Annotated in this window: 19 protein-coding genes; 15 read left to right on the top strand and 4 right to left on the bottom strand. The window is 69.1% G+C overall.

The annotated features are described in order from the left end of the window. Position 1 precedes the first annotated feature (1 nt). Together ASD93_RS06710 and ASD93_RS06705 are read left to right on the top strand one after the other, a co-directional pair. Complete coding sequence (locus tag ASD93_RS06710) at positions 2-2,146, top strand: acyltransferase family protein (protein WP_056120490.1); 2,145 nt, start codon at positions 2-4, stop codon at positions 2,144-2,146. 22 nt (positions 2,147-2,168) lie between these two features. Next, the gene (locus tag ASD93_RS06705; protein ID WP_056120488.1) at positions 2,169-2,711 is read left to right on the top strand and encodes a gamma carbonic anhydrase family protein; all 543 of its coding nucleotides are present in this window, start codon (positions 2,169-2,171) and stop codon (positions 2,709-2,711) included. 1 nt (position 2,712) lies between these two features. On the opposite strand, the gene ASD93_RS06700 is transcribed toward ASD93_RS06705, so the two are convergent. Beyond that, complete coding sequence (locus ASD93_RS06700; RefSeq protein WP_056120485.1) at positions 2,713-3,627, bottom strand: alpha/beta fold hydrolase; 915 nt, start codon at positions 3,625-3,627, stop codon at positions 2,713-2,715. 183 nt (positions 3,628-3,810) lie between these two features. Between ASD93_RS06700 and ASD93_RS06695 the strand changes: the two genes are divergently transcribed. Together ASD93_RS06695 and ASD93_RS06690 are read left to right on the top strand one after the other, a co-directional pair. Beyond that, on the top strand, positions 3,811-5,256 hold the full coding sequence (locus ASD93_RS06695; protein ID WP_082569210.1) for an APC family permease: 1,446 nt from the start codon (positions 3,811-3,813) through the stop codon (positions 5,254-5,256). 79 nt (positions 5,257-5,335) lie between these two features. Next, positions 5,336-5,980 (top strand): SDR family oxidoreductase, encoded by a 645-nt coding sequence (locus tag ASD93_RS06690; RefSeq protein ID WP_056120482.1) that lies wholly within the window; start codon positions 5,336-5,338, stop codon positions 5,978-5,980. Between the two features lie 16 nt (positions 5,981-5,996). Here the strand turns inward: ASD93_RS06690 and ASD93_RS06685 are convergent, their stop codons facing one another. Further along, entirely contained in the window at positions 5,997-6,206 is a 210-nt protein-coding gene (locus ASD93_RS06685) for a DUF1653 domain-containing protein (protein WP_056120481.1), read from the bottom strand. 54 nt (positions 6,207-6,260) lie between these two features. Here ASD93_RS06685 and ASD93_RS06680 point away from each other — a divergent pair, with 54 nt between their 5' ends. From ASD93_RS06680 to ASD93_RS06660, 5 genes are all read left to right on the top strand, one after another. Then, on the top strand, positions 6,261-7,310 hold the full coding sequence (locus tag ASD93_RS06680; protein WP_056120476.1) for a zinc-dependent alcohol dehydrogenase family protein: 1,050 nt from the start codon (positions 6,261-6,263) through the stop codon (positions 7,308-7,310). Between the two features lie 228 nt (positions 7,311-7,538). Further along, positions 7,539-8,987 (top strand): 30S ribosomal protein S1, encoded by a 1,449-nt coding sequence (rpsA, locus tag ASD93_RS06675; protein WP_056120473.1) that lies wholly within the window; start codon positions 7,539-7,541, stop codon positions 8,985-8,987. A 120-nt stretch (positions 8,988-9,107) separates the two neighbouring features. Continuing rightward, a complete protein-coding gene (locus ASD93_RS06670; RefSeq protein ID WP_235566897.1) occupies positions 9,108-9,659 on the top strand; it encodes a GIY-YIG nuclease family protein in 552 nt (183 codons plus the stop codon). A gap of 118 nt (positions 9,660-9,777) precedes the next feature. Further along, positions 9,778-11,466, top strand: coding sequence for a sensor histidine kinase (locus ASD93_RS06665; protein ID WP_082569209.1), 1,689 nt, complete (start codon positions 9,778-9,780; stop codon positions 11,464-11,466). Next, complete coding sequence (locus tag ASD93_RS06660; protein WP_056120471.1) at positions 11,463-12,626, top strand: hypothetical protein; 1,164 nt, start codon at positions 11,463-11,465, stop codon at positions 12,624-12,626. The genes ASD93_RS06665 and ASD93_RS06660 overlap by 4 nt, the downstream gene beginning before the upstream one ends. A 7-nt stretch (positions 12,627-12,633) precedes the next feature. On the opposite strand, the gene ASD93_RS06655 is transcribed toward ASD93_RS06660, so the two are convergent. Then, complete coding sequence (locus ASD93_RS06655) at positions 12,634-13,371, bottom strand: response regulator transcription factor (protein WP_056120944.1); 738 nt, start codon at positions 13,369-13,371, stop codon at positions 12,634-12,636. Between the two features lie 430 nt (positions 13,372-13,801). On the opposite strand from ASD93_RS06655, the gene coaE reads away from it, so the two are divergent. The 3 genes from coaE (at position 13,802) to uvrB (ending at position 17,248) form a co-directional block, all read left to right on the top strand. Then, on the top strand, positions 13,802-14,416 hold the full coding sequence (gene coaE, locus ASD93_RS06650; RefSeq protein WP_056120467.1) for a dephospho-CoA kinase: 615 nt from the start codon (positions 13,802-13,804) through the stop codon (positions 14,414-14,416). A gap of 54 nt (positions 14,417-14,470) precedes the next feature. Beyond that, positions 14,471-15,100, top strand: a complete 630-nt coding sequence (locus ASD93_RS06645) for a hypothetical protein (protein WP_157536885.1) — start codon at positions 14,471-14,473, stop codon at positions 15,098-15,100. A gap of 63 nt (positions 15,101-15,163) precedes the next feature. Then, a complete protein-coding gene (gene uvrB / locus ASD93_RS06640; protein ID WP_056120461.1) occupies positions 15,164-17,248 on the top strand; it encodes an excinuclease ABC subunit UvrB in 2,085 nt (694 codons plus the stop codon). A 38-nt stretch (positions 17,249-17,286) separates the two neighbouring features. Here the strand turns inward: uvrB and ASD93_RS16145 are convergent, their stop codons facing one another. Beyond that, the gene (locus tag ASD93_RS16145) at positions 17,287-17,538 is read right to left on the bottom strand and encodes a hypothetical protein (protein WP_157536884.1); all 252 of its coding nucleotides are present in this window, start codon (positions 17,536-17,538) and stop codon (positions 17,287-17,289) included. Positions 17,539-17,580: 42 nt separating this feature from the next. Here ASD93_RS16145 and ASD93_RS06635 point away from each other — a divergent pair, with 42 nt between their 5' ends. The 3 genes from ASD93_RS06635 to uvrA all read left to right on the top strand — a co-directional run bounded on the left by ASD93_RS06635 (position 17,581) and on the right by uvrA (position 23,528). Further along, positions 17,581-18,024 carry a MarR family winged helix-turn-helix transcriptional regulator gene (locus ASD93_RS06635; protein WP_056120459.1) on the top strand — a complete coding sequence of 148 codons (444 nt, stop codon included), beginning with the start codon at positions 17,581-17,583 and terminating at the stop codon, positions 18,022-18,024. A 132-nt stretch (positions 18,025-18,156) separates the two neighbouring features. Continuing rightward, positions 18,157-20,565, top strand: coding sequence for a bifunctional metallophosphatase/5'-nucleotidase (locus tag ASD93_RS06630; RefSeq protein WP_235566896.1), 2,409 nt, complete (start codon positions 18,157-18,159; stop codon positions 20,563-20,565). A 59-nt stretch (positions 20,566-20,624) separates the two neighbouring features. Continuing rightward, complete coding sequence (uvrA, locus tag ASD93_RS06625; protein ID WP_056120453.1) at positions 20,625-23,528, top strand: excinuclease ABC subunit UvrA; 2,904 nt, start codon at positions 20,625-20,627, stop codon at positions 23,526-23,528. The last annotated feature ends 5 nt before the right edge of the window (positions 23,529-23,533 follow it).

The raw sequence follows: 23,533 nt of genomic DNA, 5'->3' as shown, positions 1-23,533 counted from the left end.
AGTGCCTTCCGCCGATCACGACCTCGGACCCCAGAATCTCGGTCAGCCCGCCACCTCCGTGACGAGCGAGCCGCGCGACCGGTCGCCCGAGCACGCCGAGCCCTCGAGGTTCATCCCCCACGTGCAGGGGCTGCGGGCGATCGCCGTGCTGGCGGTCGTCCTGTACCACTTCTGGCCCGCGCGCTTCTCCGGCGGCTTCGTCGGTGTCGACGTCTTCTTCGTGATCTCGGGCTTCCTCATCACGGCGCACCTGATGCGCGAGCTGACGGCGACCGGAACCGTCCGTCTCGGCCAGTTCTGGGCACGACGTGCGCGACGACTGCTGCCGGCATCCCTCCTGGTCCTGCTCTTCTGCGCGATCGTCGCGATGTCGCCGTACCTCACCCCGACGTCGGCGCTGCCGAACGAGGTGCGCGAGATCCTCGCGTCGACCTTCTACGTCGAGAACTGGTACCTCGCGCTGAACTCGGCCGACTACCTGAACCACTCCGGCGACCCCACCACCGTGCAGCATTACTGGTCGTTGTCGCTCGAGGAGCAGTTCTACGTCATGTGGCCGCTGCTGATGCTGCTGGCGGCATGGATCGGCGTGAAGTGGTTCCGGGGTGCGCGCCGGCGCGCGGTCATCACCGTGCTCGCGGTGGTGTCGGTCGTGTCGTTCGCGTTCTGCGTGGTCTTCACGATCACGAACCCGGCTCCGGCCTACTTCGTGACCTTCGCGCGCATGTGGCAGTTCGGCGTCGGCGCGATGATCGCACTGGTCCCGCTGCTGCGCGTACGCAACGCGGTGGGCAGCTTCCTGCTCGGCTGGGGCGGCATCGCCGTGCTCGTGTACGTCATCTTCCAGTTCGACGGGCAGACGCCGTTCCCCGGCTACATGGCGGTCCTGCCGACTGTCGGCGCGGCCGCCGTCCTCGCTGCGTCGAACACCCGGCGCTGGTGGTACCCCACGCGCGTGCTCGCGATTCGGCCCGCCCAGTTCGTGGGCGACATCTCCTATTCGCTCTACCTGTGGCACTGGCCGCTGATCATCATCGCGCCCTCGGTGCCCTTCTGGGGTCTCACGATCTACCACCGCATCGCGCTGCTCGGGCTGTGCTTCGTGCTCGCGTGGCTCACCAAGAGATTCGTCGAGGACCCGGTGCGGGGGTGGAAGGTCCTCACGTCGCGGCCCGCGCACGCCACGCTGTGGAGCTCGCTCGGCGCGATGATCGTCGTCGCGCTCGTCGCGGGGATGGCCTGGTTCGTCAACGCCCCCGCGTACAGCGCAGGCTTCCGCGCCATCCAGGAGCTGCAGGAGAACCCGCCGCCCTGCTTCGGTGCAGCCTCCGTGCTGGATCCGGCGTGCGCCTCCGCCGACTTCGGCGACCAGATCCTCCCCGCGCCCGGCTTCGCGGGGATCGACCGTCCTCAGATGGGCGACTGCTTCGTGCAGCTCACCGATGCGCGGCCGGTCTCGTGCACGCTCGGCTCGGACGATCCCGATGCACCGCGGGTCGCGCTCATCGGCGACAGCCACGCCTACCAGCTGATCTCCACCTTCGATCGCATCGCCGAGGAGGAGGGCTGGCAGCTCGTCACGTGGCTCAAGGGCGCCTGCCCGTGGAGCACGACGCCGCTCGCGACGCCGGGCGCGTTCGGCGACGCGTGCACCGAGTGGCGCGAAGCCGTCACCGCAGACCTCGCCGAGGCCGACGTGGATGCGGTGTTCACCGCGGCGATCGCGACCACCCCCTACTCATCGGCGGGGTTCGACTCGTCGTACGACGCGGCGGTGGCCGGCTATGTCGATGCGTGGGACGAGATGCTCGATCGGGGCATCCCGGTGATCACCGTGGTCGACAACCCGGTGTGGGAGACCGACCCGAACAAGTGCCTGCGCACGCGCGACCAGTCCGAGTGCGTCGGCGTCCGGTCGGACGTGCTCGTCGCCGACGATCCGCTGCGGGAGGCGGCATCCCAACGCGACGGGGTCACCCTTCTCGACTTCACGGATGTCTTCTGCGATGCCGACACCTGCTCTCCCGTGATCGGCGGAGCGAACGTGTACCGGGATCAGGACCATCTCACGGTGACCTTCGCCGACACGCTCGCCCCGTGGTACACCGCGGCGATCCAGGAGCGACTGGCGACGGCAGCGCCCTAGGCCGGGTGGATAGGGTCGTGCCATGACGATCTCCCCAGACGCCGCCGTTCTCGCCGTCGCAGGACGCACCCCCGACATCCACGCCGAGTCGTTCGTCGCCGCGGGTGCGCGCGTGATCGGCGACGTCTCCCTCGCGGAGGGCGCCAGCGTCTGGTACAACGCGGTGCTGCGCGGCGACAGCGATGCGATCACCGTCGGTGCCGGGAGCAACCTCCAGGACAACGTCTCCGTCCATGTCGATGCGGGGCACCCGGTCGTCATCGGCAGAGACGTCTCCGTGGGTCACAACGCCGTCGTGCACGGCTGCACGATCGGCGACGGCTCGCTCATCGGCATGGGGAGCGTCGTGCTCTCGGGCGCCGTGATCGGCGACGGATGCCTCGTCGCCGCCGGCGCCGTCGTGCTCGAGGGCACCGTCGTGCCTGCGGGATCGCTCGTCGCGGGTGTGCCGGGGAAGGTGCGCCGGGAACTCACCGACGAGGAGCGCGCCGGGATCGTGCGCAACGCCGACACCTACCGGGCGCATCTGAGCGTGCACCGCGGCGCACGGCCCGCGCGAGGCTGAGTCAGTCGGCCGTACCCGCCTTGGGCGCCGGATGGTGCTTGCCGCGGTGGACCTCGTAGAGCCGCGCGTAGCCCGGCCATGACGGATCGGTGACGATGGGCCGATCGTCCATGAAGGCCCGGATGACATGCGCGAGCTGATCGGGATGGCTGAAGTTGATCGCGTGCGCCGCGCCCTCCAGCAGCACGACGAGGACGTGACTGTCGGTCTGGCTCGCGATCTCATCGACGCGGTGCGCATGCGGGAGCAGCGGGTCCCGCTCACCGAGCACGACGAGTGTGGGGATCTTCATCTCGAGCAGGCGCGGCAGGGACGGGTACTGCGTCAGCGCCTTGAACAGGCGCATCGTGCTGGGCACGCCGAAGCGCACGTAGTCGGGCACCGCGACGCGCGCCATTCGGGTGGGCTCCCGCGGGGCGTCCTTCGAGAGCTGACCGATCGCGCGGCGCAGCGGCTGGTTGAAGAGTCCGCCGGCGGGGGAGACGAGGACGGCACGGTCGATCCGCTCGGGGTACGCGTGGGCGAACTCGATGATCACGGGGCAGCCCATCGAGTTGCCGACCAGCGTCGCCTTCTCGACGCCGCGGTCGTCCATGAAATCCCGCGCCGCTTCCGCGAGGTCGGGGATGTCGAGCATGTCCCGGCGCTTTCCGCTGCGGCCGAAGCCCGGAAGGTCGGGCACATAGGTGTGGAACTCGTCCGCGAGGCGCTCGGCCGTCGGCAGCAGGTAGCGGCCGGAGAGACCGAAGCCGTGCACGTGCATCATCACGCGCGGGTCCGCCGGCCGCACGGGCGACTCCCGGTAGAAGACGTCGACGTCGTCCATGCGGGTCCACTTCTCGGCGAGGGTGGATGCCGGGCGGCGCGGCAGCTTCCGCGGCTTCGGCGCAGCTGCCGGCGGTGTCGGCTCGGCCATCGCATTCCCCCTTGTGTCCCGTCCTCTGCCGAATTCTGCCGCGCAGAGGCCGCGTGCGTAAGTAGGAGGCGGCGGAAATCACCCTCGGCGTCGTCCCTCGTGCGCGCTGGGTGGCGCGGGAGGCGAACGGGTACCGTGGCAGGCGAGCCGCACCGGGTGGCGCAGAAGCCGGAGGAATGACCGATGAGCATCGCGAGGGAGATCTTCCGCCGCAAGCCCGTCGAGCCTCCGGAGCCGGAGCCAGGCGGACTCACCCGCGGAATCGGCACGTTCCAGCTCGCAATGCTGGGCGTCGGCGCGACGATCGGCACGGGCGTCTTCTTCGTTATGCACGAAGCCGTGCCTCTCGCGGGGCCTGCCGTCATCGTCGCGTTCGTCGTCGCGGCCATCGCGGCGGGCCTGTCTGCGGTCTGCTACGCCGAGATGGCGTCGGCGGTGCCCGTGTCCGGCTCGACCTACTCGTACGCGTATGCCACCCTCGGTGAGATCGTCGCGATCGGCGTCGCCGCCTGCCTCGTGCTCGAATACGGGGTCTCGACTGCGGCCGTGGCCTCGGGCTGGAGCGGCTACCTGGATCGCCTCGTCGGTGATGTGTTCGGCTGGAGCATCCCCGCCGCGCTCACCGTGGGCCCCCTCGAGGGCGGCATCATCAACCTGCCGTCGGTGGTGCTCGTCGGGCTGTGCGCGCTGCTGCTCATCCGCGGGACCCGGGAGTCGGCCACCGTCAACACGGTGATGGTGCTCATCAAGATCGGCGTGCTGATCATGTTCGGCGCGATCGCCATCACCGCGTTCCAGGCCGACAACTTCGCCGACTTCGCACCCCACGGCGCGGCGGGCGTCACGGCCGCTGCCGGGACCATCTTCTTCACGTTCATCGGACTCGACGCCGTCTCGACGGCCGGAGACGAGGTACGCGATCCGCAGCGGTCGCTTCCGCGCGCGATCCTGATCGCGTTGGCCGTGGTCGTGACGGTCTACCTCTTCGTCGCCCTCGCGGCCGTCGGCGCCCAGCCATGGCAGGACTTCGAGGATCCCGATCAGCAGAGCGCCGGTCTCGCCGTGATCCTCGGCGACGTCCTCGGAGCGCCGTGGCCGGCGACCGTGCTCGCGGCCGGCGCGGTGATCTCGATCTTCTCGGTCACGCTCGTGACGCTGTTCGGCCAGAGCCGCATCCTGCATGCCATCGGGCGGGACGGACTTCTTCCGCGACCTTTCGCTCGCGTCGCGCCGCACACCCACACGCCGGTGTTCTCCACGGTCGTCGCGGCGATCGTGGTCGCCCTGCTCGCGGGGTTCATTCCGCTGTCCAACCTCTGGGACATGGTGTCGATGGGCACGCTCGTCGCCTTCATCGTCGTGTCGCTCGCGGTGATGGTGCTGCGGCGCACGCGGCCGGACCTCCCGCGGGCGTTCCGGGTCCCCGGGTACCCGGTCACTCCGATCCTGTCGATCCTCGCGTGCGGGTACCTGATCTCGGGTCTGGGATGGGAGACCTACGCCTGGTTCGCGGCGTGGGTGATCGTCGTGCTCGCGTTCTACCTGGTGTGGGGTCGCCGTCACAGCGTGCTCGCCGGTGATCGAGAGGCGACGGATGCTGCCTCCGGGTCGGCTCCTCCGACGCCGTAGCGAAGACGCGGCGCCCGTCAACCCACTCCGCGGCCCCCATCGGGCGCGCTAGCGTGGACCGACCGACGGAAGGACTCCCATGGCCCGCATCCTGATCTTCGGCGGACACGGAAAGGTCGCCCTGCTGCTCGAGCCGATGCTCGCCGCCCAGGGTCACACCGTGACAGCGGTCATCCGCAATCCCGATCACGAGGCGGAGGTGGCGCGGGCCGGCGCGCAGCCGCTCGTGGCCGACATCGAGTCGTTCGACACCGGGCAGCTCGCGAATCTGATCAGCGGGAACGACGTCGTGGTCTGGTCCGCCGGAGCCGGTGGCGGCGATCCTGCCCGCACCTACGCCGTCGACCGCGACGCCGCGATCCGCTCGATGGACGCGGCATCGTCTGCCGGGGTCGCGCGGTACGTGATGGTGTCGTGGATCGGATCACGCGCCGACCACGGCGTCGGGACCGACTCGTCGTTCTTCGCCTACGCCGATGCGAAATGGGCCGCTGACGCGCACCTCGCCGGGAGCGATCTGGACTGGACGATCCTCGCGCCGGGCACGCTCACCCTCGATGCGCCGACGGGCCGCGTCGCGCTCGACCCCGAAGGTCGGGGCGAGGTGCCGCGCGCCGACGTCGCCGCCGTGATCGCCGCGACCATCGCCGACGACACCACGATCGGGCGGACGCTGCGGTTCGGCTCGGGGGACGAGCACATCGGTCACGCCGTGGCGGGCTGAGCGCGGTCCCGCCGGATCAGTCGATCAGGGTGAAGCGCGGTCCCCAGCGGCCGTCGTGCTCGACGGTCTCGGTCCACATGTCGACCGGTCGCACCCAGAGGCCCTGCTCGCCGGAGAGCGGCCGGTAGACGACGAGCTCCTGCTCGGTCTCGGAGTGCCGTGCGACGCCGACGACCGTGTAGAGGCCGCCCTTGAAATGGCGGTAGGTGCCGGGCTGGATCGTCATGCGCCCACCCTACGACCGGACCCGCGCCCGCGCGGGTCGGCCTAGGCTCGACACATGCTTGCCACCGTCATCCACGCCGCGCGCGATGTCCGCGTCGAAGAGGTTCCCGATCCCGCGCTCTCCACCGGCGCCGACGCCATCGTGCGGGTGGTCGCCGCCTGCGTCTGCGGATCGGACCTGTGGCCGTACCGGGGCGTGACGCCGACCGACGAGCCGCACCGCATCGGGCACGAGTTCGTCGGCATCGTGGAGGAGGTCGGCCCCGAGGTGCAGGCGGTGCGGCCGGGAGACTTCGTGATCGCGCCGTTCTACGTGTGCGACGGGACCTGCGTCAACTGCCGCAACGGCGTGAGCACGTCCTGCCTCTCCGGCGGCTGGTGGGGGAGCGCGGACCGCTTCGGCGGATTCGCGGACGGCGGCCAGGGAGAGCGTGTGCGCGTGCCGCTCGCGGACGGCACGCTCGCCGTCGTGCCCGGTCCGGTGGGCGACGAGGAGATCCCCGGGCTCCTCACGCTGAGCGACGTCATGGGAACGGGACACCACGCCGCCGTATCCGCGGGAGTCGGCGAGGGAGACGCCGTCGCCGTCGTGGGCGACGGCGCTGTCGGGCTCTGCGCGATCATCGCGGCCAAGAGGCTGGGTGCGACGACGATCATCGCGATGTCGCGGCATCCGCAGCGTCAGGCGCTCGCCCGCGAGTTCGGCGCGACGCACATCGTGGAGGAGCGGGGGGATGCCGGCATCGAGCGCGTACGCGAGCTCACCGGCGGCATCGGCGCCGACCGCGTGCTGGAGTGCGTCGGCACCAAGGAGTCGATGGACCAGGCGCTGCGCTCCGCCCGGCCCGGCGGTCGCGTCGGCTACGTCGGCGTGCCCAACGGCGGACCAGAGCTCCCCATCCGTCAGATGTTCGGCCGGAACGTCGGCGTCGCGGGGGGAGTGGCACCCGTGCGGGGCTACATCGAGGAACTCCTTCCCGACGTGCGCTCGGGAGCCATCCGCCCGGGTCTCGTGTTCGACCTCGAACTGCCGCTCGTGGAGGCGGCCAAGGCGTACGCGGCGATGGACGAGCGGCGGGCGACGAAGGTGCTGCTGCGCCCCTAGCGCCCGCACCGGGAACATCGCGGGCGGCGCCCGCGTTCTGTTAGCATGGAGTGTCACTCGTGTGGCTCTCTCGCCACGCCTCGGCCCAGGCTGCTGTCTGGTGCAGAGTGACATCGCACCACAACAATCCGCTTCGCTTCGGCTCGAGGCATCCGTTCGCCATCGTGCGGCCGGAGGCAACACCTCGGACCGAGCCCGACACCCAACCCAACAAGGACAACCCACTACATGACTACCGCAACGACCGCCCCGGCCACCAAGCAGGTCGCCATCAACGACATCGGATCTGCTGAGGACTTCCTGGCCGCGGTCGAATTGACCCTCAAGTTCTTCAACGACGGCGACCTCATCGAAGGAACCGTCGTGAAGATCGACCGCGACGAGGTCCTCCTCGACGTCGGCTACAAGACCGAGGGTGTCATCCCCTCGCGCGAGCTCTCCATCAAGCACGACGTCGACCCCAACGAGGTCGTCAAGGTCGGCGACGCCGTCGAGGCGCTGGTTCTCCAGAAGGAGGACAAGGAAGGCCGCCTCATCCTGTCGAAGAAGCGCGCTCAGTACGAGCGTGCCTGGGGTGACGTCGAGAAGATCAAGGAGAACGACGGTGTCGTGACCGGTTCGGTCATCGAGGTCGTCAAGGGTGGTCTCATCGTCGACATCGGCCTCCGCGGCTTCCTCCCCGCGTCGCTCATCGAGCTGCGCCGCGTCCGCGACCTCACGCCGTACCTCGGCCAGGAGATCGAGGCCAAGATCCTCGAGCTCGACAAGAACCGCAACAACGTCGTGCTCTCGCGCCGCGCTCTGCTCGAGCAGACGCAGTCGGAGTCGCGCACCACGTTCCTGAACAACCTTCACAAGGGTCAGGTCCGCAAGGGCGTCGTCTCGTCGATCGTCAACTTCGGTGCCTTCGTCGACCTGGGCGGCGTGGACGGGCTCGTGCACGTCTCCGAGCTCTCGTGGAAGCACATCGAGCACGCGTCCGAGGTCGTCGAGGTCGGCCAGGAGGTCACCGTCGAGATCCTCGAGGTCGACCTGGACCGCGAGCGCGTGTCGCTCTCGCTCAAGGCGACCCAGGAGGACCCGTGGCAGGTCTTCGCCCGCACGCACGCGATCGGTCAGGTCGCGCCGGGCAAGGTCACCAAGCTCGTTCCGTTCGGTGCGTTCGTGCGCGTCGCAGACGGCATCGAGGGCCTCGTGCACATCTCGGAGCTCTCGGGCAAGCACGTCGAGCTCGCCGAGCAGGTCGTGTCGGTCGGCGAAGAGGTGTTCGTCAAGATCATCGACATCGACCTCGAGCGTCGCCGCATCTCGCTCTCGCTCAAGCAGGCGAACGAGTCGGTCGACCCCAACGGCACCGAGTTCGACCCGGCCCTCTACGGCATGGTCACGGAGTACGACGAGAACGGCGAGTACAAGTACCCCGAGGGCTTCGACCCCGAGACCAACGCCTGGCTCGAGGGCTTCGACGCTCAGCGCGAGAAGTGGGAGCAGGAGTACGCCGCTGCGCAGGGTCGCTGGGAGGCCCACAAGGCCGCCGTCGCCAAGGCCCTCGAGGCCGAGGCGAACGCACCGGTTGAGACCGGCTCCTCGAGCTTCACCTCGGAGAGCGCCTCGGCCGGCACGCTGGCCGACGACGAGGCCCTCGCCGCTCTGCGCGAGAAGCTGTCGGGCCGCTGATCTCCGGATCGGCGATCGAGTAGCTCAGCACTCATCGAGATCAGAAAGGGCCGGGACCTTCGGGTTCCGGCCCTTTCCGCGTCTCCGGTGATGTCGCAGGCGCTTCGTAGACTGCCATCCGTGCCCGGTCAGTGCCTCGTGGGGAGCGGATGCCGCGGCCCCGTCCCGGCGGAGTCGCCCGTCTCGCTGTGCGAGTGGCACCTCGCGGCGGCATCCGAGTGGGAGCAGAGCCGCCACGGGGTGACCGACGTCCTCCCTTCGCCGTGCGCGGTGTGCGGCTCGCGGCTGGGTGTGCGCTACCCGTCCGGATGGCTGTGCGCGGTGTGCGAGTGGCGTCACGGCGAGCTCGTCGACCACGAGCTGCCTCCACCCCGGGTCGACGTCGTGTACTACCTCCGCTTCGACGATCGGATCAAGATCGGCACGTCGGGCAACCCGCGGCAGCGACTGTCCGCCATCTGGCACGACGAGCTGCTGGCGTTCGAACGAGGCGACCGGGTGCGGGAGCGCCGGCGCCACGCGGAGTTCGCAGCGGACCGCTTCGCGGGCACCGAGTGGTTCCGCCGGTCCCCGGCGCTGTTGGCGCACGTCGAGGGCCTCGCCGCCGGGGTCGATGACCCGTGGGCTCTGCACGCCCGCTGGACCAGCGAGGCGATCGCGCGAACCGGCTGATCCGCGCGGGCATGGCGCGGCGCTGGGCGTGCGGTCACGAGTCCGGCCACGACGACGGGTTCTGATCCGCCTCGCGTGCCCCGCACGCGGAGGGCGCGGCATCCATTAGTTTCACCATATGGTCGGCGCGCCGAACGGCGGACAGCGTCGCGCTCGGCGTCCGCCCGAGGCGCGCAGCACTCGCGCGCGCGCGACCTGGCTGCGGGACGACGTCGCTGATCGCACGCGCGCACGCACGGCGACGCTGAACCAGCTGCTGCTCGCCTCGGTGGTGTTCGCGCTCGGCGCGCTGGTCGCGGTCGGATCCTTCCCCGGCGACCCGGTGCTCTTTTTCGGCGGTGTGGTGATCGTCGTCGTCCTGACGGGGGCGACCCTCGTGGTCCCGTGGAACCGGCTGTCCTACGGATGGGTGGCGATCGTGCCGGCGATCGACATCGTCGCCATCACGCTCATGCAGCTAGCGGCGCCCGGCACAGCGATGGGGCTGCTCTGGATCTTCCCGACGACGTGGCTCGCGGCCGGGTTCGGATTGCTCGGCCTGTTCGCCGTGATCGTCTCCATCACCGTCGTCATCTCCGTCCTCACCCTCGTCAGCGCGCAGCAGGTCACCTACCTCACCTTCCTGCTGCCGCTGGTGCTCTTCGCCGTCGCTGCGACGAGCCATCTCACCGCGCGGCGCTCGGACGCACAGCGCATGCTCCTGGCGAAACAGGCGCAGCTGCTGCGTCGCGTTCTCCAGAGTTCGCGGCGGCAGGAGCAGGTCGTCACCGAAGTTCTCGACGCCGTCGACTTCGGCGTGGTGCGGATCGACGGCGACGGCCACGTGGCCGTCACCAACGAGGCGCACGGGCGGCTCCAGCAGGCGATGGGCGTCGACGACGGCGAGGTCCCCGCCTTCCGCGACGACGGCGTGACCCGTCTCCCTCACGACGAGCTTCCGGTCGAGCGCGCGCTGCGAGGGGAGGCATTCGACGCACAGGTGGTGTGGTTCGGCGAGGAGCCCGGGCCACGCAAGGCTCTGAGCATCACCACACGCCGACTGATCGATCCCGATGGGGACGACGGCGGGGCCGTGGTCATCTCGCGCGACGTGACGAGCGAGCTCGAGGCGCTGCGGGCGCGCGACGAGCTGGTGGCGTCGGTGTCCCACGAGCTGCGGACGCCGTTGACGTCCATCCTGGGGTACCTCGATCTCGCGATCGAGGATCCGGACATCCCCGACCACGTGCGCGCGAATCTCGACATCGCCGAGCGCAACGCCGAGCGTCTGCTGCGCATCGTCGCCGACATCCTCGCGGCGTCGAGCTCGTCCTCCTCCTCGATAGAGGCGACGATGACGGCGCAGGCTCTGGATGCGCGCGACATCGTGCGGGCGTCGGGAGAGGCGCTGCTGCCCCGCGCCTCGTCCCGTGCGGTCACGATCGACACGACCGGCCTCGAGGAAGCCGGAGCATGGGCGGATCCGTTGCGTCTGCGTCAGGTGGTCGACAACCTCGTCTCGAACGCGATCGCGTACAACAAGGACGGCGGCACGGTCTTCCTCGGCACGACGACCGACGGCACCTCGACCTGGATCCTGGTGCGCGACACCGGGATCGGCATCAGCGAAGCGGACCGCTCGCGGTTGTTCCAGCGCTTCTACAAGGCGGGTGCCGAGCGTCGCTCGGGTACCGGCCTCGGCCTCGCCATCACGCGTGACATCGTGCGCGCGCATGGTGGCGAGATCGGTCTCCACAGTGCGCCCGGAGTCGGGTCGACTTTCATCGTCAAGCTCCCCGCAACCGCCCCGGGAGGGACCACATCATGACACTCGACCTCACCACCGTGCTGGTGATGACGGCGCTCGTCGTCAACACCAGCGGTGTTCTGTTCATCGTCGAGACCCTGCTGCGCCGCGACGAGGGCGCCGGCCGCATCTGGGCGCTCGGATTCCTCGCGGGCATGCTCACGACCCTCGCCTACACGATGTGGTCGCAGACCGATGCGGCGTGGTGGGCCGTCGCCGTCGGGAACGGCGCATTCGTCGCGGCGACGGGGTGCATGTGGCTCGGCTGCCGCAGGTTCAACCGGCGTCGCATGGACTGGTCGGGCGGACTCGTCGCGATCGGGGTGCTCGCCACGGCCATCGCGGTGGGCGTCGAGGGGGAGACGGGCGGCGACTGGGCGGGAGCGCTGTGGATGTTCCTCGCTCTCATCGTGTTCGCCGGCGCCGGCGCCGTGGAGTGCCTCCGCGGCGCGCTCCGCGAATCGCGGACGGCCTGGGTGCTCGGCACCGTGCTGGGGATCGAGGCGCTGTACTACGTGTCGCGCACGACGGCGTTCGTGACCGCCGGCCCCGACGCGCCGCTGTTCGAGAACGTCTTCGGCACGATTCCGACGGCTTTCGTCACGGTCGTGCTCACGATCGTCGCGGTCGTCGTGACGTCGGTGCTGCGGGCGTCGCGTGCGCCGATGCGCGGATATCGGCGCCGTTCCACCGCCGTCGCCCGTGACGGGGTGCTCGACCACGAGACGTTCGACGCCGCCCTCGGAGATCTGTGCGAGCGCGCAGCCGTGCGCCGCGAACTCGTCGGCGTGATCGCCGTGCGCATCGAGGATCTCGACCAGATCTCCACGGCATTCGGCAGCGAGGTGGCCCGCGCGGTCACCGAGACGTGGCGGACGGGCGTGCGCCGCCATGCGCCGTCCAACGCGCTCGTGGCGGAGGACGGCCCGACGGGTCTCTGCGTCGGGGTGCTGGTGGATTCCCCCGCCGAGGCGAGGCGGCAGGCCGGCGTCGTGTACCGCGGGCTGTTCGACGATCTCGGCAAGGTGGGCGGCGGGGTGATCCCCGTCGTGGGCGTCGGCATCTCCCTGAGCGATGTCGTCGGGTACGACTCCGAGGCGCTGCAGCGCGTGGCCCGCGATACGGCGATCCTCGCCGCGGAGAGCGTCGAGACGTCGGTGCTCGTCGGCGAGATCGACTAGCGGCGCCTCAGGGAGCGGTCAGCCGGTAGCCCACGCCGCGGACGGTCTCGATCCAGCGCGGGTTCGTCGGGGATTCCCCGAGCTTGCGGCGCAGATTGGCGACGTGCACCTCGATCGCACGCGCATCGCTGTCGCTGACGAACTCGACGCCCGTGAACTGCTCGCCGCGCAGCATGACCGCGAGGTCTGATTTGCCGCGCACGCGGCGTCCGGCGGCCAGAAGGTCTGCGAGGATGTCGAATTCGCTCCGGGTGAGTTCGAGGTCTTCGCCGTCGACCGTGACGATGCGCGTCTCGACGTTCAGGCGGAGGCCCTGGTGCTCGAGCCAGTCTCCGGTGGGCTCGCCCGCGTCGGATGACGCGGCGGCGATGTGGTGCCGGGGCCGGCGCAGCATCGCGTCGATGCGCGCACGCAGTTCGCGCGGCCGGAACGGCTTGGCGACATAGTCGTCGGCACCGGCCTCGAGACCCTGGAGCGCGTCGATCTCCTCGGTGCGGGCGCTGAGCATCACGATGTACGTGGTGCTGACCGCGCGGATGCGCTTGGCCGTCTCGAAACCGTCGATGCCGGGCATGTTCACGTCGAGAGTCGTCACGAGCGGCTGGTGCTCCCGGACGAGTTCGAGTCCGGCGTATCCGTCAGCGGCGCCGTGAACCTCGAATCCCGCCTGCGCGAGGACCGCCGTGAGGAGGGAGCGGATGTCTTCTTCGTCCTCGATCACGACCGCAACGCGAGTTTCGTCCACCGATTCACCCTCCGGTGCCGGGGAGACGACCGCCGGCTCCCGGACGTCGGTCAGGATATCCCAGAACGCGGTCTGGAAGAGGCGTGTCGGGGTAACCGTCACGGCGTGTCCCTCCGACGAGTCCTGCGGAGGAAGGCGGCTGTGCTGGATGAGGTGGCGATCGCCCCCACGATCGCCACCTCCCCGCACCGAAGCCGGTTCCTTGCGTTTCGCCTTGCGACGGTGCGGGAAGAGGTGGTGGGGAGAGCAGTCGACGTCACGCTGTCACGTCGATCCACGTCCCCTCCTCCCCGGATTCCCACGCTCGGACCCGTCTTCAACCGGGTTGATCCCGACGCTAGCCCCGGGCCCTCAGGCCACCCTCAGTGCGACCTCAGGAGCCGCCAAGTGTTGCGCGCACGGGGTCGCCGGGACGTGGCATCCTCGACTCATGCCCCTCGTCGCGCTCACCGGCGGAATAGCCTCCGGCAAGTCCACGATCGCCCGGCGTCTTGCGCAGCACGGCGCCGTCGTCGTCGACGCGGATCGGATCGTCCGCGACGTGCAGCAGCCCGGTTCGCCCGTTCTCGCCGATCTCGCCGATGCGTTCGGCGCCGATGTGGTCCGCGCCGACGGCTCCCTCGATCGCGCTGCCCTCGGCGCCCGCGCCTTCGGCGACCACGAAGCCGTCGCACGCCTGAACGCGATCGTGCATCCGGCGGTGCGGAGAGAGTCGGCACGCCGGTTCGCCGAGGCGTTCGCGACCGATCCGAACGCTGTCGTGGTCTACGACGTGCCGCTGCTCGTCGAGGCGAGGGCCGAGGACCCGTGGGAGCTCATCGTCGTCGCCCACGCCCCGGCCGAGGTGCGTCGTCGTCGACTCGTGGAGCTGAGGGGCATGAGCGAAGAGGATGCCGCCGCGCGTCTCGCCTCGCAGGTGTCCGACGACGAGCGCCTGGCGGTCGCCGACGTCGTGATCGACACCGCCGGCTCGCTCGAGGACACCGTGCGCCAGGTCGACGACCTGTGGGGCTCGCTCCCGGAGCATCTCGCCGCTCGCTCCTAGTCGCGCGCAGTCCCCACCGGTAGCCTGGGGCCGAGCGGGAGGTGTCTTATGGGCATGCTGTCGAGATTCCGGCGCAGGAGACGAGTCGCCGCGCTCACCGACGAGGAGCGCATCGGCCGCTACGTCTATCTGCTCAACACGCTCCCCGCGTCCGTGATCGAGGGGGCGCATGCATCGGCCTTCAAAGATCTGCCGGCCCAGCGGCGCCGGGAGATGTTTGACCAGCTCCGTCCGTTCATGGCGGAATCCGAGCGGAACGCGGCATCCGATGACCCCTCCGTGCTGGCGAAGCTCGTGCGCCGGGCCGAGGAGCGGCGCGCGCAGCGCGAGGCGGGGGCGGATGCTTCGACCGTCGCAACGGCGGTCGGCGAGGCCGACCCCCGGGACGCGGTTGATTCTCGACGTCTCCTGCTGGACAACGGGGTCGCGATCGTCGTCGCGCAGAACTTCCTGCTCTCGGCGGCGGTGATGTCGTACTGGTCCGTCGGCGGCGGGTCGCTCGCGATCGCGGCCGAGCCCGCGTGGGTGGGGGAGACCTACGACACCGGGGGAGGGTTCGACGGCGGACACGGCGGAGGGTTCGACGGCGGCGGGGGATACGGCGGGTTCGACGGGGGAGGATTCGGCGGGTTCGACGGCGGAGGATTCGGCGGAGACGGCGGCGGCGGAGGCGGCGGGGGCTGAGCGACCGATCCGCCCCGCGCGAACGCCGGACCGGGTGTCGGCGGCCCCGCCTACGCTGGAGAGGTGCAAGCCACCCGTTCCGTCCGCCCTTTCGAGGTCATCAGCGAGTTCGAGCCGTCCGGTGACCAGCCGCAGGCGATAGCCGACCTCGCAGCGCGCATCAACGCCGGCGAAACCGACGTCGTCCTGCTGGGCGCCACCGGCACGGGCAAGTCCGCGACGACCGCGTGGCTCGTCGAAGCGGTGCAGCGTCCGACGCTCGTCCTCGCGCACAACAAGACGCTCGCGGCGCAGCTGGCCAACGAGTTCCGCGAGCTCATGCCCCATAACGCGGTGGAGTACTTCGTCAGCTACTACGACTACTACCAGCCCGAGGCGTACGTCCCCCAGACCGATACCTTCATCGAGAAGGACTCCTCGATCAACGCCGAGGTCGAACGCCTGCGCCACTCGACGACCAATTCGCTCCTGTCGCGGCGAGACGTCGTCGTGGTCAGCACGGTCTCGTGCATCTACGGCCTGGGCTCGCCCGAGGAGTATCTGCGCGCGATGGTGGCGCTGCAGGTCGGCGAGCGCTACGACCGCGACGCCCTCATCCGCAAGTTCATCGCGATGCAGTACAACCGCAACGACGTCGACTTCTCGCGCGGAAACTTCCGCGTGCGCGGCGACACCATCGAGATCATCCCGGTCTACGAGGAGTACGCGATCCGCGTCGAGATGTTCGGCGACGAGATCGAAGCGCTCTACATGCTGCACCCGCTCACCGGCGATGTGATCCAGCGGATGGACTCCGTGCCGATCTTCCCCGCCACCCACTACGCCGCAGGCACCGAGACCGTGCAGCGCGCCATCGGCACCATCGAGCACGAACTCGAGGAGCGTCTGAAAGAGCTCGAGTCGCAGAACAAGCTGCTCGAGGCGCAGCGCCTTCGCATGCGCACCACCTTCGATCTCGAGATGCTGCAGCAGCTGGGCTTCTGTTCGGGGATCGAGAACTACTCCCGCCACCTCGACGGCCGGATGGCGGGCGAACCACCCCACACCCTGCTCGACTTCTTCCCCGACGACTTCCTCATGGTGATCGACGAATCGCACGTCACCGTCCCGCAGATCGGGGCGATGTACGAGGGGGATGCCTCGCGCAAGCGCACGCTCGTCGAGCACGGCTTCCGCCTGCCCAGCGCCATGGACAATCGACCGCTGCGGTTCGACGAGTTCAAGAACCGCGTCGGGCAGACCGTGTACCTCTCGGCGACACCCGGCCGCTACGAGATGGGGATCGCCGACGGCGTGGTCGAGCAGATCATCCGCCCCACGGGTCTGGTCGATCCGCAGATCATCGTCAAGCCGTCCAAGGGCCAGATCGACGATCTGCTCGAGGAGATCCGGCTGCGCGCGTCGCGCGATGAGCGTGTGCTCGTGACGACCTTGACGAAGAAGATGGCCGAAGAGCTCACCGACTTCCTGGGCGAGCACGGCGTGCGGGTGCGGTACCTGCACTCCGACGTCGACACGCTGCGCCGGGTCGAGCTGCTGAGCGAGCTGCGCGCGGGGGTCTACGACGTGCTGGTGGGCATCAACCTGCTGCGCGAAGGCCTCGATCTTCCCGAAGTGTCACTGGTGTCGATCCTCGATGCCGACAAGGAAGGCTTCCTGCGCAGCGGCACCTCGCTGATCCAGACCATCGGCCGCGCGGCACGCAACGTGTCCGGCGAGGTGCACATGTACGCCGACAAGGTCACCGACTCGATGCGCAACGCCATCGAGGAGACCGACCGGCGTCGGGAGAAGCAGGTCGCCTACAACACGGCGAACGGAATCGACCCGCAGCCGTTGCGCAAGCGCATCGCCGACATCACCGAGATCCTCGCCCGTGAAGCATCCGACACCCAGACGCTGCTCTCCCGCAAGGGTTCTGACTCACGACTGAAGTCCGGCAAGGGCAAGTCGCCGACCCCGCAGCTGCGGCGCGAGGGCATCGCCGCCGAGGGTGCGAACCAGCTCGAAGCGACGATCGCCGACCTGAGCGGTCAGATGCTCGCCGCGGCGGGTGAGCTCAAGTTCGAGCTTGCGGCGCGTCTGCGTGACGAGGTGCAGGACCTCAAGAAGGAGCTCCGGGCCATGGAGCGAGCCGGACACGCCTAGCGCCGGGCGCGCGGCGCCTGGAACGGTTCCGCTTGAGCTCAGGGGCAGTGCATGAGCGGCTTGACGCCGGATCGATCGAACGTGTGCTCGGTCATGGGCCGCCCGCAGAGCGGGCAGGCCCGTTCCGCACGCTCTGCCGTCGAAGGCGGCGGAGTCGTCTCATAGGGGCCGACCGCGGCCGGACCCGCGAGGCGTATGAGCCGGGTGTTGAGGAAGGCGTACCAGCCGCCGGCGTCACGAACCCGTTGGCGCAGGGGGAGCGGGGCGTCGGGCCCCTCCGTTCGATCCATATTCTTTAGTGTACTAAACATTAGGCCCGGTAGGATGTCGGTGTGGAACCCGACGACCTCCTGAAACTCGAGAATCAGCTCTGCTTCGCACTGGTGACCGCAGCGCGCAACGTCGTGTCGATCTATCGCCCGGTCCTGGAGCCGTTGGGGCTCACGCATCCGCAGTACCTCGTGATGCTGGCCCTGTGGGAGGAGTCGCCGCGTTCGCTGGGAGAGCTGGCCGATGACCTCGCGATGGAGCCGGCGACGCTGTCGCCCCTCGTCAAGCGTCTCGAGTCACAGGGGAGAGTCGCACGAGCGCGACGGGCGGACGACGAGCGAGTCCTCGAGATCCGCCTCACGGATGAGGGTCGCGCGCTTCGCACGCGTGCCCTCGAGGTCCCCGGCCAGATCATGCGCGCCACCGGACTGGACGTCGAGCGCATCGCGGCGCTCCGGGACGGGCTCGTCCCCTTCGCCGGGGGGCGCCACGGGAGCGTTTCCTGACCGATACATGAACTTCTTCTCATCTTCTAGGCAAGGACCGGCGGCTTTTCTAGGCTCGCTCTGAAGCCCCGTCCGGACCCACAGCGAGCCCGACGTCTTTCGGGCTGCTCGTCGTCCAGAAGAGGAACCACCATGCGAATGCGGTCACACCCCGACCACAGCACTGCGTCCCGCCGCCGGATCGCCACCGGCGCCAGTGTCGCCATCGTCGCGCTCGGCGCAGGGCTGCTCGTCGCGAGCCCCGCGGCCCACGCCGCGGAGACGCAGATCCAGATCCTTGCGACCAACGACTTCCACGGCCGCATCCTCGACGAGGGCGCTCAGGCAGGCGCGGCGAAGCTCGCCGGCGCCGTCCAGCAGTTGCGCACTGCGAACCCGAACACGGTGTTCGCCGCCGCGGGCGACCTCATCGGCGCGTCGACGTTCGAGTCGTTCATCCAGCACGACAAGCCCACCATCGATGCGCTCAACGCGGCCGGACTCGAAGTCTCGGCGGTGGGCAACCACGAACTCGATCAGGGCTACGACGACCTGATCAATCGAGTGATGGCGCCCTACGACGCCGTGACGAATCCCTACGGCGGCGCGCAGTGGGAGTACATCGCGTCCAACCTCAAAGTGAAGCTGACCGGCGACGACGCTGTTCCGGCCACCTGGATCAAGGAGCTGAGCGGAGTCCAGGTGGGCTTCGTCGGCGCCGTCACGGAAGAGCTCCCCTCCCTGGTCAGCCCGGGCGGCATCGCCGACATCGAGGTGAAGGGGATCGTGGAATCGGTGAACACCGAGGCCGCGGATCTCGTCGCCAACGGCGCGGATGTCGTGGTGATGCTGGTGCACGAGGGCGCCCCGTCGACGAACTGCCTGACGATGCGCGATTCCGGCAAGTGGGCCGACATCGTCAACACCGTGTCGGCCGACGTGGACGCGATCGTGTCGGGTCACACCCACCTCGCGTACAACTGCTCGTTCCCGGTCGCGGAGTGGGCAGCCGAGGGACGCGCCGTGACGGAGCGCCCGGTGGTCTCCGCCGGTCAGTACGGCACGAGCCTCAACCAGCTCCTCTTCACCGTCGACAGCGAGACAGGCGACGTCACGGCGAAGGCGCAGAACATCCTCGCGATCCAGGGCTACCCCGCCGACGCCGACGTGGCGGCGCTCGTGCTCACGGCGAAGAACGAGGCCGACATCCTCGGGGCCGAGCCGCTCGGCGAGATCGCCGGGGCGCTCAACCGTGCGCAACTGGCCACCATCAACCCGACCACGGGCCTGCCGAACGAGAATCGAGGCGGCGAGTCCACGATCGGCAACCTGGTCGCCGAAGTGCAGCGTTGGGCGACGGAGAAGCCCGAGTCCGGCGGGGCGCAGATCGCGTTCATGAACCCGGGCGGACTGCGCGCCGACATGGTGGGGGTGGACCCGGGCGACGGTTCCTACCCGCGCACGCTGACGTACAAGCAGGCCGCGAACGTGCAGTCGTTCGCCAACACGCTCGTCAACATGACGCTCACCGGCGCTCAGATCAAGACCGTCCTCGAGCAGCAGTGGCAGCGCGATGCCTTCAACGCACTGCCCACGCGGCCGTTCCTGCGACTGGGGGTCTCCGAGGGATTCGAGTACACCTACACGCAGGCTCCGGTTCTCGAGACGCAGCGCGACAACCCGGGCACCGCCGCCAACGAAGAGGGTCTGCAGTACACCGCGCCGCGGGGCACCATCACGGGCATGTGGCTGAACGGCGAGCCGATCGACGCGGGCGCGACCTACTCGGTCACGGTCAACTCGTTCCTCTCGACCGGCGGCGACAACTTCCGGGAGCTGAACACCGGCACGGGAAAGCGTGACACGGGCAAGGTCGACCTCGCCGCGATGGTGGACTACATGGCCGCCTTCGCCTCGACGCAACCCCTTCCCGTCGACGTCGCGCAGCGTGCTGTCGAGGTGGCGTTCCCGGCTTCCGCGCCCGCGACCTACGAACTGGGCACGACGGTCTCCTTCGATGTGAAGTCCTGGTCCATGTCGACGGCCGCCGACGTCAAGGACACGGAGATCGTCGTCTCGCTCGGTGACAAGGTCCTCGGCACGGCCCCCGTGACGACGGTGCTGGCGACGGATCCGTACGACAACCTCGGCACGGCGACGGTCTCGGTGAAGCTGCCGGCGAACGCCCCGATCGGTGCGACGGCGCTGACTCTCACCGGAGCCTCGACGGGCACGTCGATCTCCGTGCCCATCACCACCTTCGACCGTGCCGACAGCGTGACCATCGGCATCCCCAACAAGCTCATCGCGAAGAAGGGGTCGGCCGTGCAGTTCACGACCATCGTGGTGGCCGAGGACGGCGTGCGCCCGACCGGGGAGATCACGATCTTCGACGGCAAGACCGCGATCGCTTCGGCGACGCTCACCGCCAAGGATCGCGGCGTGGTGAAGGTCAAGCTGCCGGCGCTCGGCACAGGGCTCCACAAGCTCTCGGTGTCGTATGCGGGAAGTGACACCGTGCGCGCATCGAAGAGTCCGACGGTGCCCCTGCTGATCTGGTAGGAACCCGTGAAGGCGGGGTCTCCGGCGCTCATGTCGGAGGCCCCGCCTAAACTTGTCTGGTGCCCATCGTCCCCGTCGCCGTGCCTGGAAACACCAGCGGAAAACTCAGTGTCCGCGGTGCCCGTGTCCACAACCTCAAGAACGTCGACCTCGACATCCCGCGTGATTCACTCGTCGTGTTCACCGGGCTCTCGGGCTCCGGCAAGTCGAGCCTCGCGTTCGACACGATCTTCGCCGAGGGCCAGCGCCGCTACGTCGAGTCGCTGAGCGCCTACGCCCGCCAGTTCCTCGGCCAGGTCGACCGTCCGGACGTCGACTTCATCGAGGGCTTGAGCCCTGCGGTGTCGATCGACCAGAAGTCCACGAACCGCAATCCGCGGTCGACGGTCGGCACGATCACCGAGATCCACGACTACATGCGCCTCCTGTGGGCGCGCATCGGCGTGCCGCACTGCCCGGAGTGCGGCGAGGTCATCCAGCGCCAGACGGTGCAGCAGATCGCCGACCAGCTGATGGAGCTGCCCGATCGGACGCGGTACCAGATCGTCGCGCCGGTGGTCACCCAGAAGAAGGGCGAGTTCGTCGACCTCTTCAAGGAGCTCTCGGCCAAGGGATACGCGCGCGCGGTCGTCGACGGCGACCTCATCCAGCTCGCCGAGCCGCCCGCGCTCAAGAAGAGCTACAAGCACGACATCGCCGTCGTCATCGACCGCCTGGTCGCGGCTCCCGACATCCTGAGCCGCGTCACCGACTCGGTCGAGACCGCTCTCGGCCTCGCGGGCGGTGTCATGCAGATCAACTTCGTCGACCTCGAGGGCGACGACGCCTGGCAGTCGTTCTCCGAGAAGCTGGCGTGCCCCAACGGACATCCGCTGCAGCTCACCGAGATCGAGCCGCGCACGTTCTCGTTCAACGCGCCGTTCGGCGCCTGCCCTGCGTGCTCGGGTCTGGGCACGCGCATGTCCGTCGACGTCGACCTGATGGTCGGCGACGACGAGCTCTCGATCCGCGAGGGCGTGCTCATTCCGTGGACGACGCAGGGCAAGGGGCTCTTCCAGTATTACGAGCGACTGCTCGAGGGCCTCGCGAACGACCTCGACTTCTCCCTCGACACGCCGTGGCGGAGGCTGCGCGCCGAAGTCCGCGAGGCCGTGCTGCGCGGCGAGAACTACAAGGTGACCGTGAAGTGGAAGAACCGGTACGGCCGTGAGATGCGGTACTCGTCCGGCTTCGAGGGCGTGGTGCCCTACATCGAGCGTCAGTACCTCCAGGCCGAGACCGACACGCAGCGCCAGCGGTGGTCCGAGTTCCTCCGGGAGGTGCCGTGCCCCGTCTGCGACGGCGCGCGCCTCAAGCCCGAGGTGCTGGCTGTGCTCGTCCACGGTCACTCGATCGCGGATGCCTCGCGCCTGAGCCTCTCGGACGCGCAGGCCTTCTTCGCCGGCCTCGACCTCACCGATCGCGAGGCGAAGATCGGCGCCCAGGTGCTGCGGGAGATCCGCCTGCGGCTGGAGTTCCTGATCCAGGTCGGTCTCACCTATCTGAATCTGAGCCGCTCCGCCGGTTCACTGTCGGGCGGCGAGGCCCAGCGCATCCGATTGGCCACGCAGATCGGCTCCGGGCTCACCGGAGTCCTCTACGTGCTCGACGAGCCCTCGATCGGGCTGCATCAGCGCGACAACCGCCGCCTCATCGAAACGTTGATCACGCTGCGAGACCTCGGGAACACGCTGATCGTCGTCGAGCACGACGAGGAGACCATCCACGCCGCCGACTGGATCGTCGACATCGGGCCGCGCGCCGGCGTCGACGGCGGATCCGTCGTGCACTCCGGCCCCCTCGAGCAGCTGCTCCAGGCGGAGGGCGAATCCATCACCGGCGACTACCTCGCCGGCCGGCGTGAGATCCCGACACCGAAGAAGCGGCGCAAGATCGACAAGAACCGCAAGGTGACCGTCGTCGGCGCCCGCGAGAACAACTTGCAGAACGTCACGGTCGACTTCCCCCTGGGCGTGCTCACCGCCGTCACGGGCGTCAGCGGCTCGGGCAAGTCGTCGCTCGTCAACGACATCCTCTACGAAGTGCTCGCGACGCGTCTCAACGGCGCCCGTCGCGTGGCCGGCAAGCACACCCGGATCACCGGCACCGACGATCTCGACAAGGTCGTCCACGTCGACCAGGGGCCGATCGGCCGCACCCCCCGCTCGAATCCGGCCACGTACACCGGCGTGTTCGATCGCATCCGCACGCTCTTCAGCGAGACGCCGGAGGCGAAGGTCCGCGGCTATCAGCCCGGGCGATTCAGCTTCAACGTCAAGGGCGGTCGCTGCGAGGCGTGCTCGGGTGACGGCACGATCAAGATCGAGATGAACTTCCTCCCCGACGTGTACGTCGACTGCGAGGTGTGCCACGGCAAGCGGTACAACCGCGACACGCTCGCCGTGCACTACAAGGGCAAGAACATCGCCGAGGTGCTCGAGATGCCGATCTCCGATGCGGCGGAGTTCTTCGAGCCGATCCAGGCGATCCATCGCTACCTGCGCACGCTCGTGGATGTCGGACTCGGATACGTCCGCCTCGGCCAGTCCGCGACGACGCTGTCCGGCGGTGAGGCCCAGCGGGTGAAGCTCGCCACCGAACTGCAGCGCCGGTCGAACGGGCGCTCGATCTACGTCCTCGACGAGCCGACCACCGGCCTGCACTTCGAGGATGTGCGCCGACTCCTCGAAGTGCTCGGCGGGCTCGTTGACAAGGGCAACTCGGTCATCGTGATCGAGCACAATCTCGACGTGATCAAGAGCGCCGACTGGATCATCGATCTCGGCCCCGAGGGCGGTTCCGGCGGCGGGCAGGTCGTCGCGACGGGCACACCCGAGCAGGTGGCGCGGGTGGAGGGCAGCTACACCGGCGCGTTCCTGGCCGAGGTCCTCGGCGGCCCGCAGGCGGTCCGCAAGGCCGGCTGACCCCG

This window comes from Microbacterium sp. Root180 (assembly GCF_001428485.1).
Lineage (GTDB): Bacteria > Actinomycetota > Actinomycetes > Actinomycetales > Microbacteriaceae > Microbacterium.
This window is presented reverse-complemented; position numbering and strand designations above follow the sequence as displayed.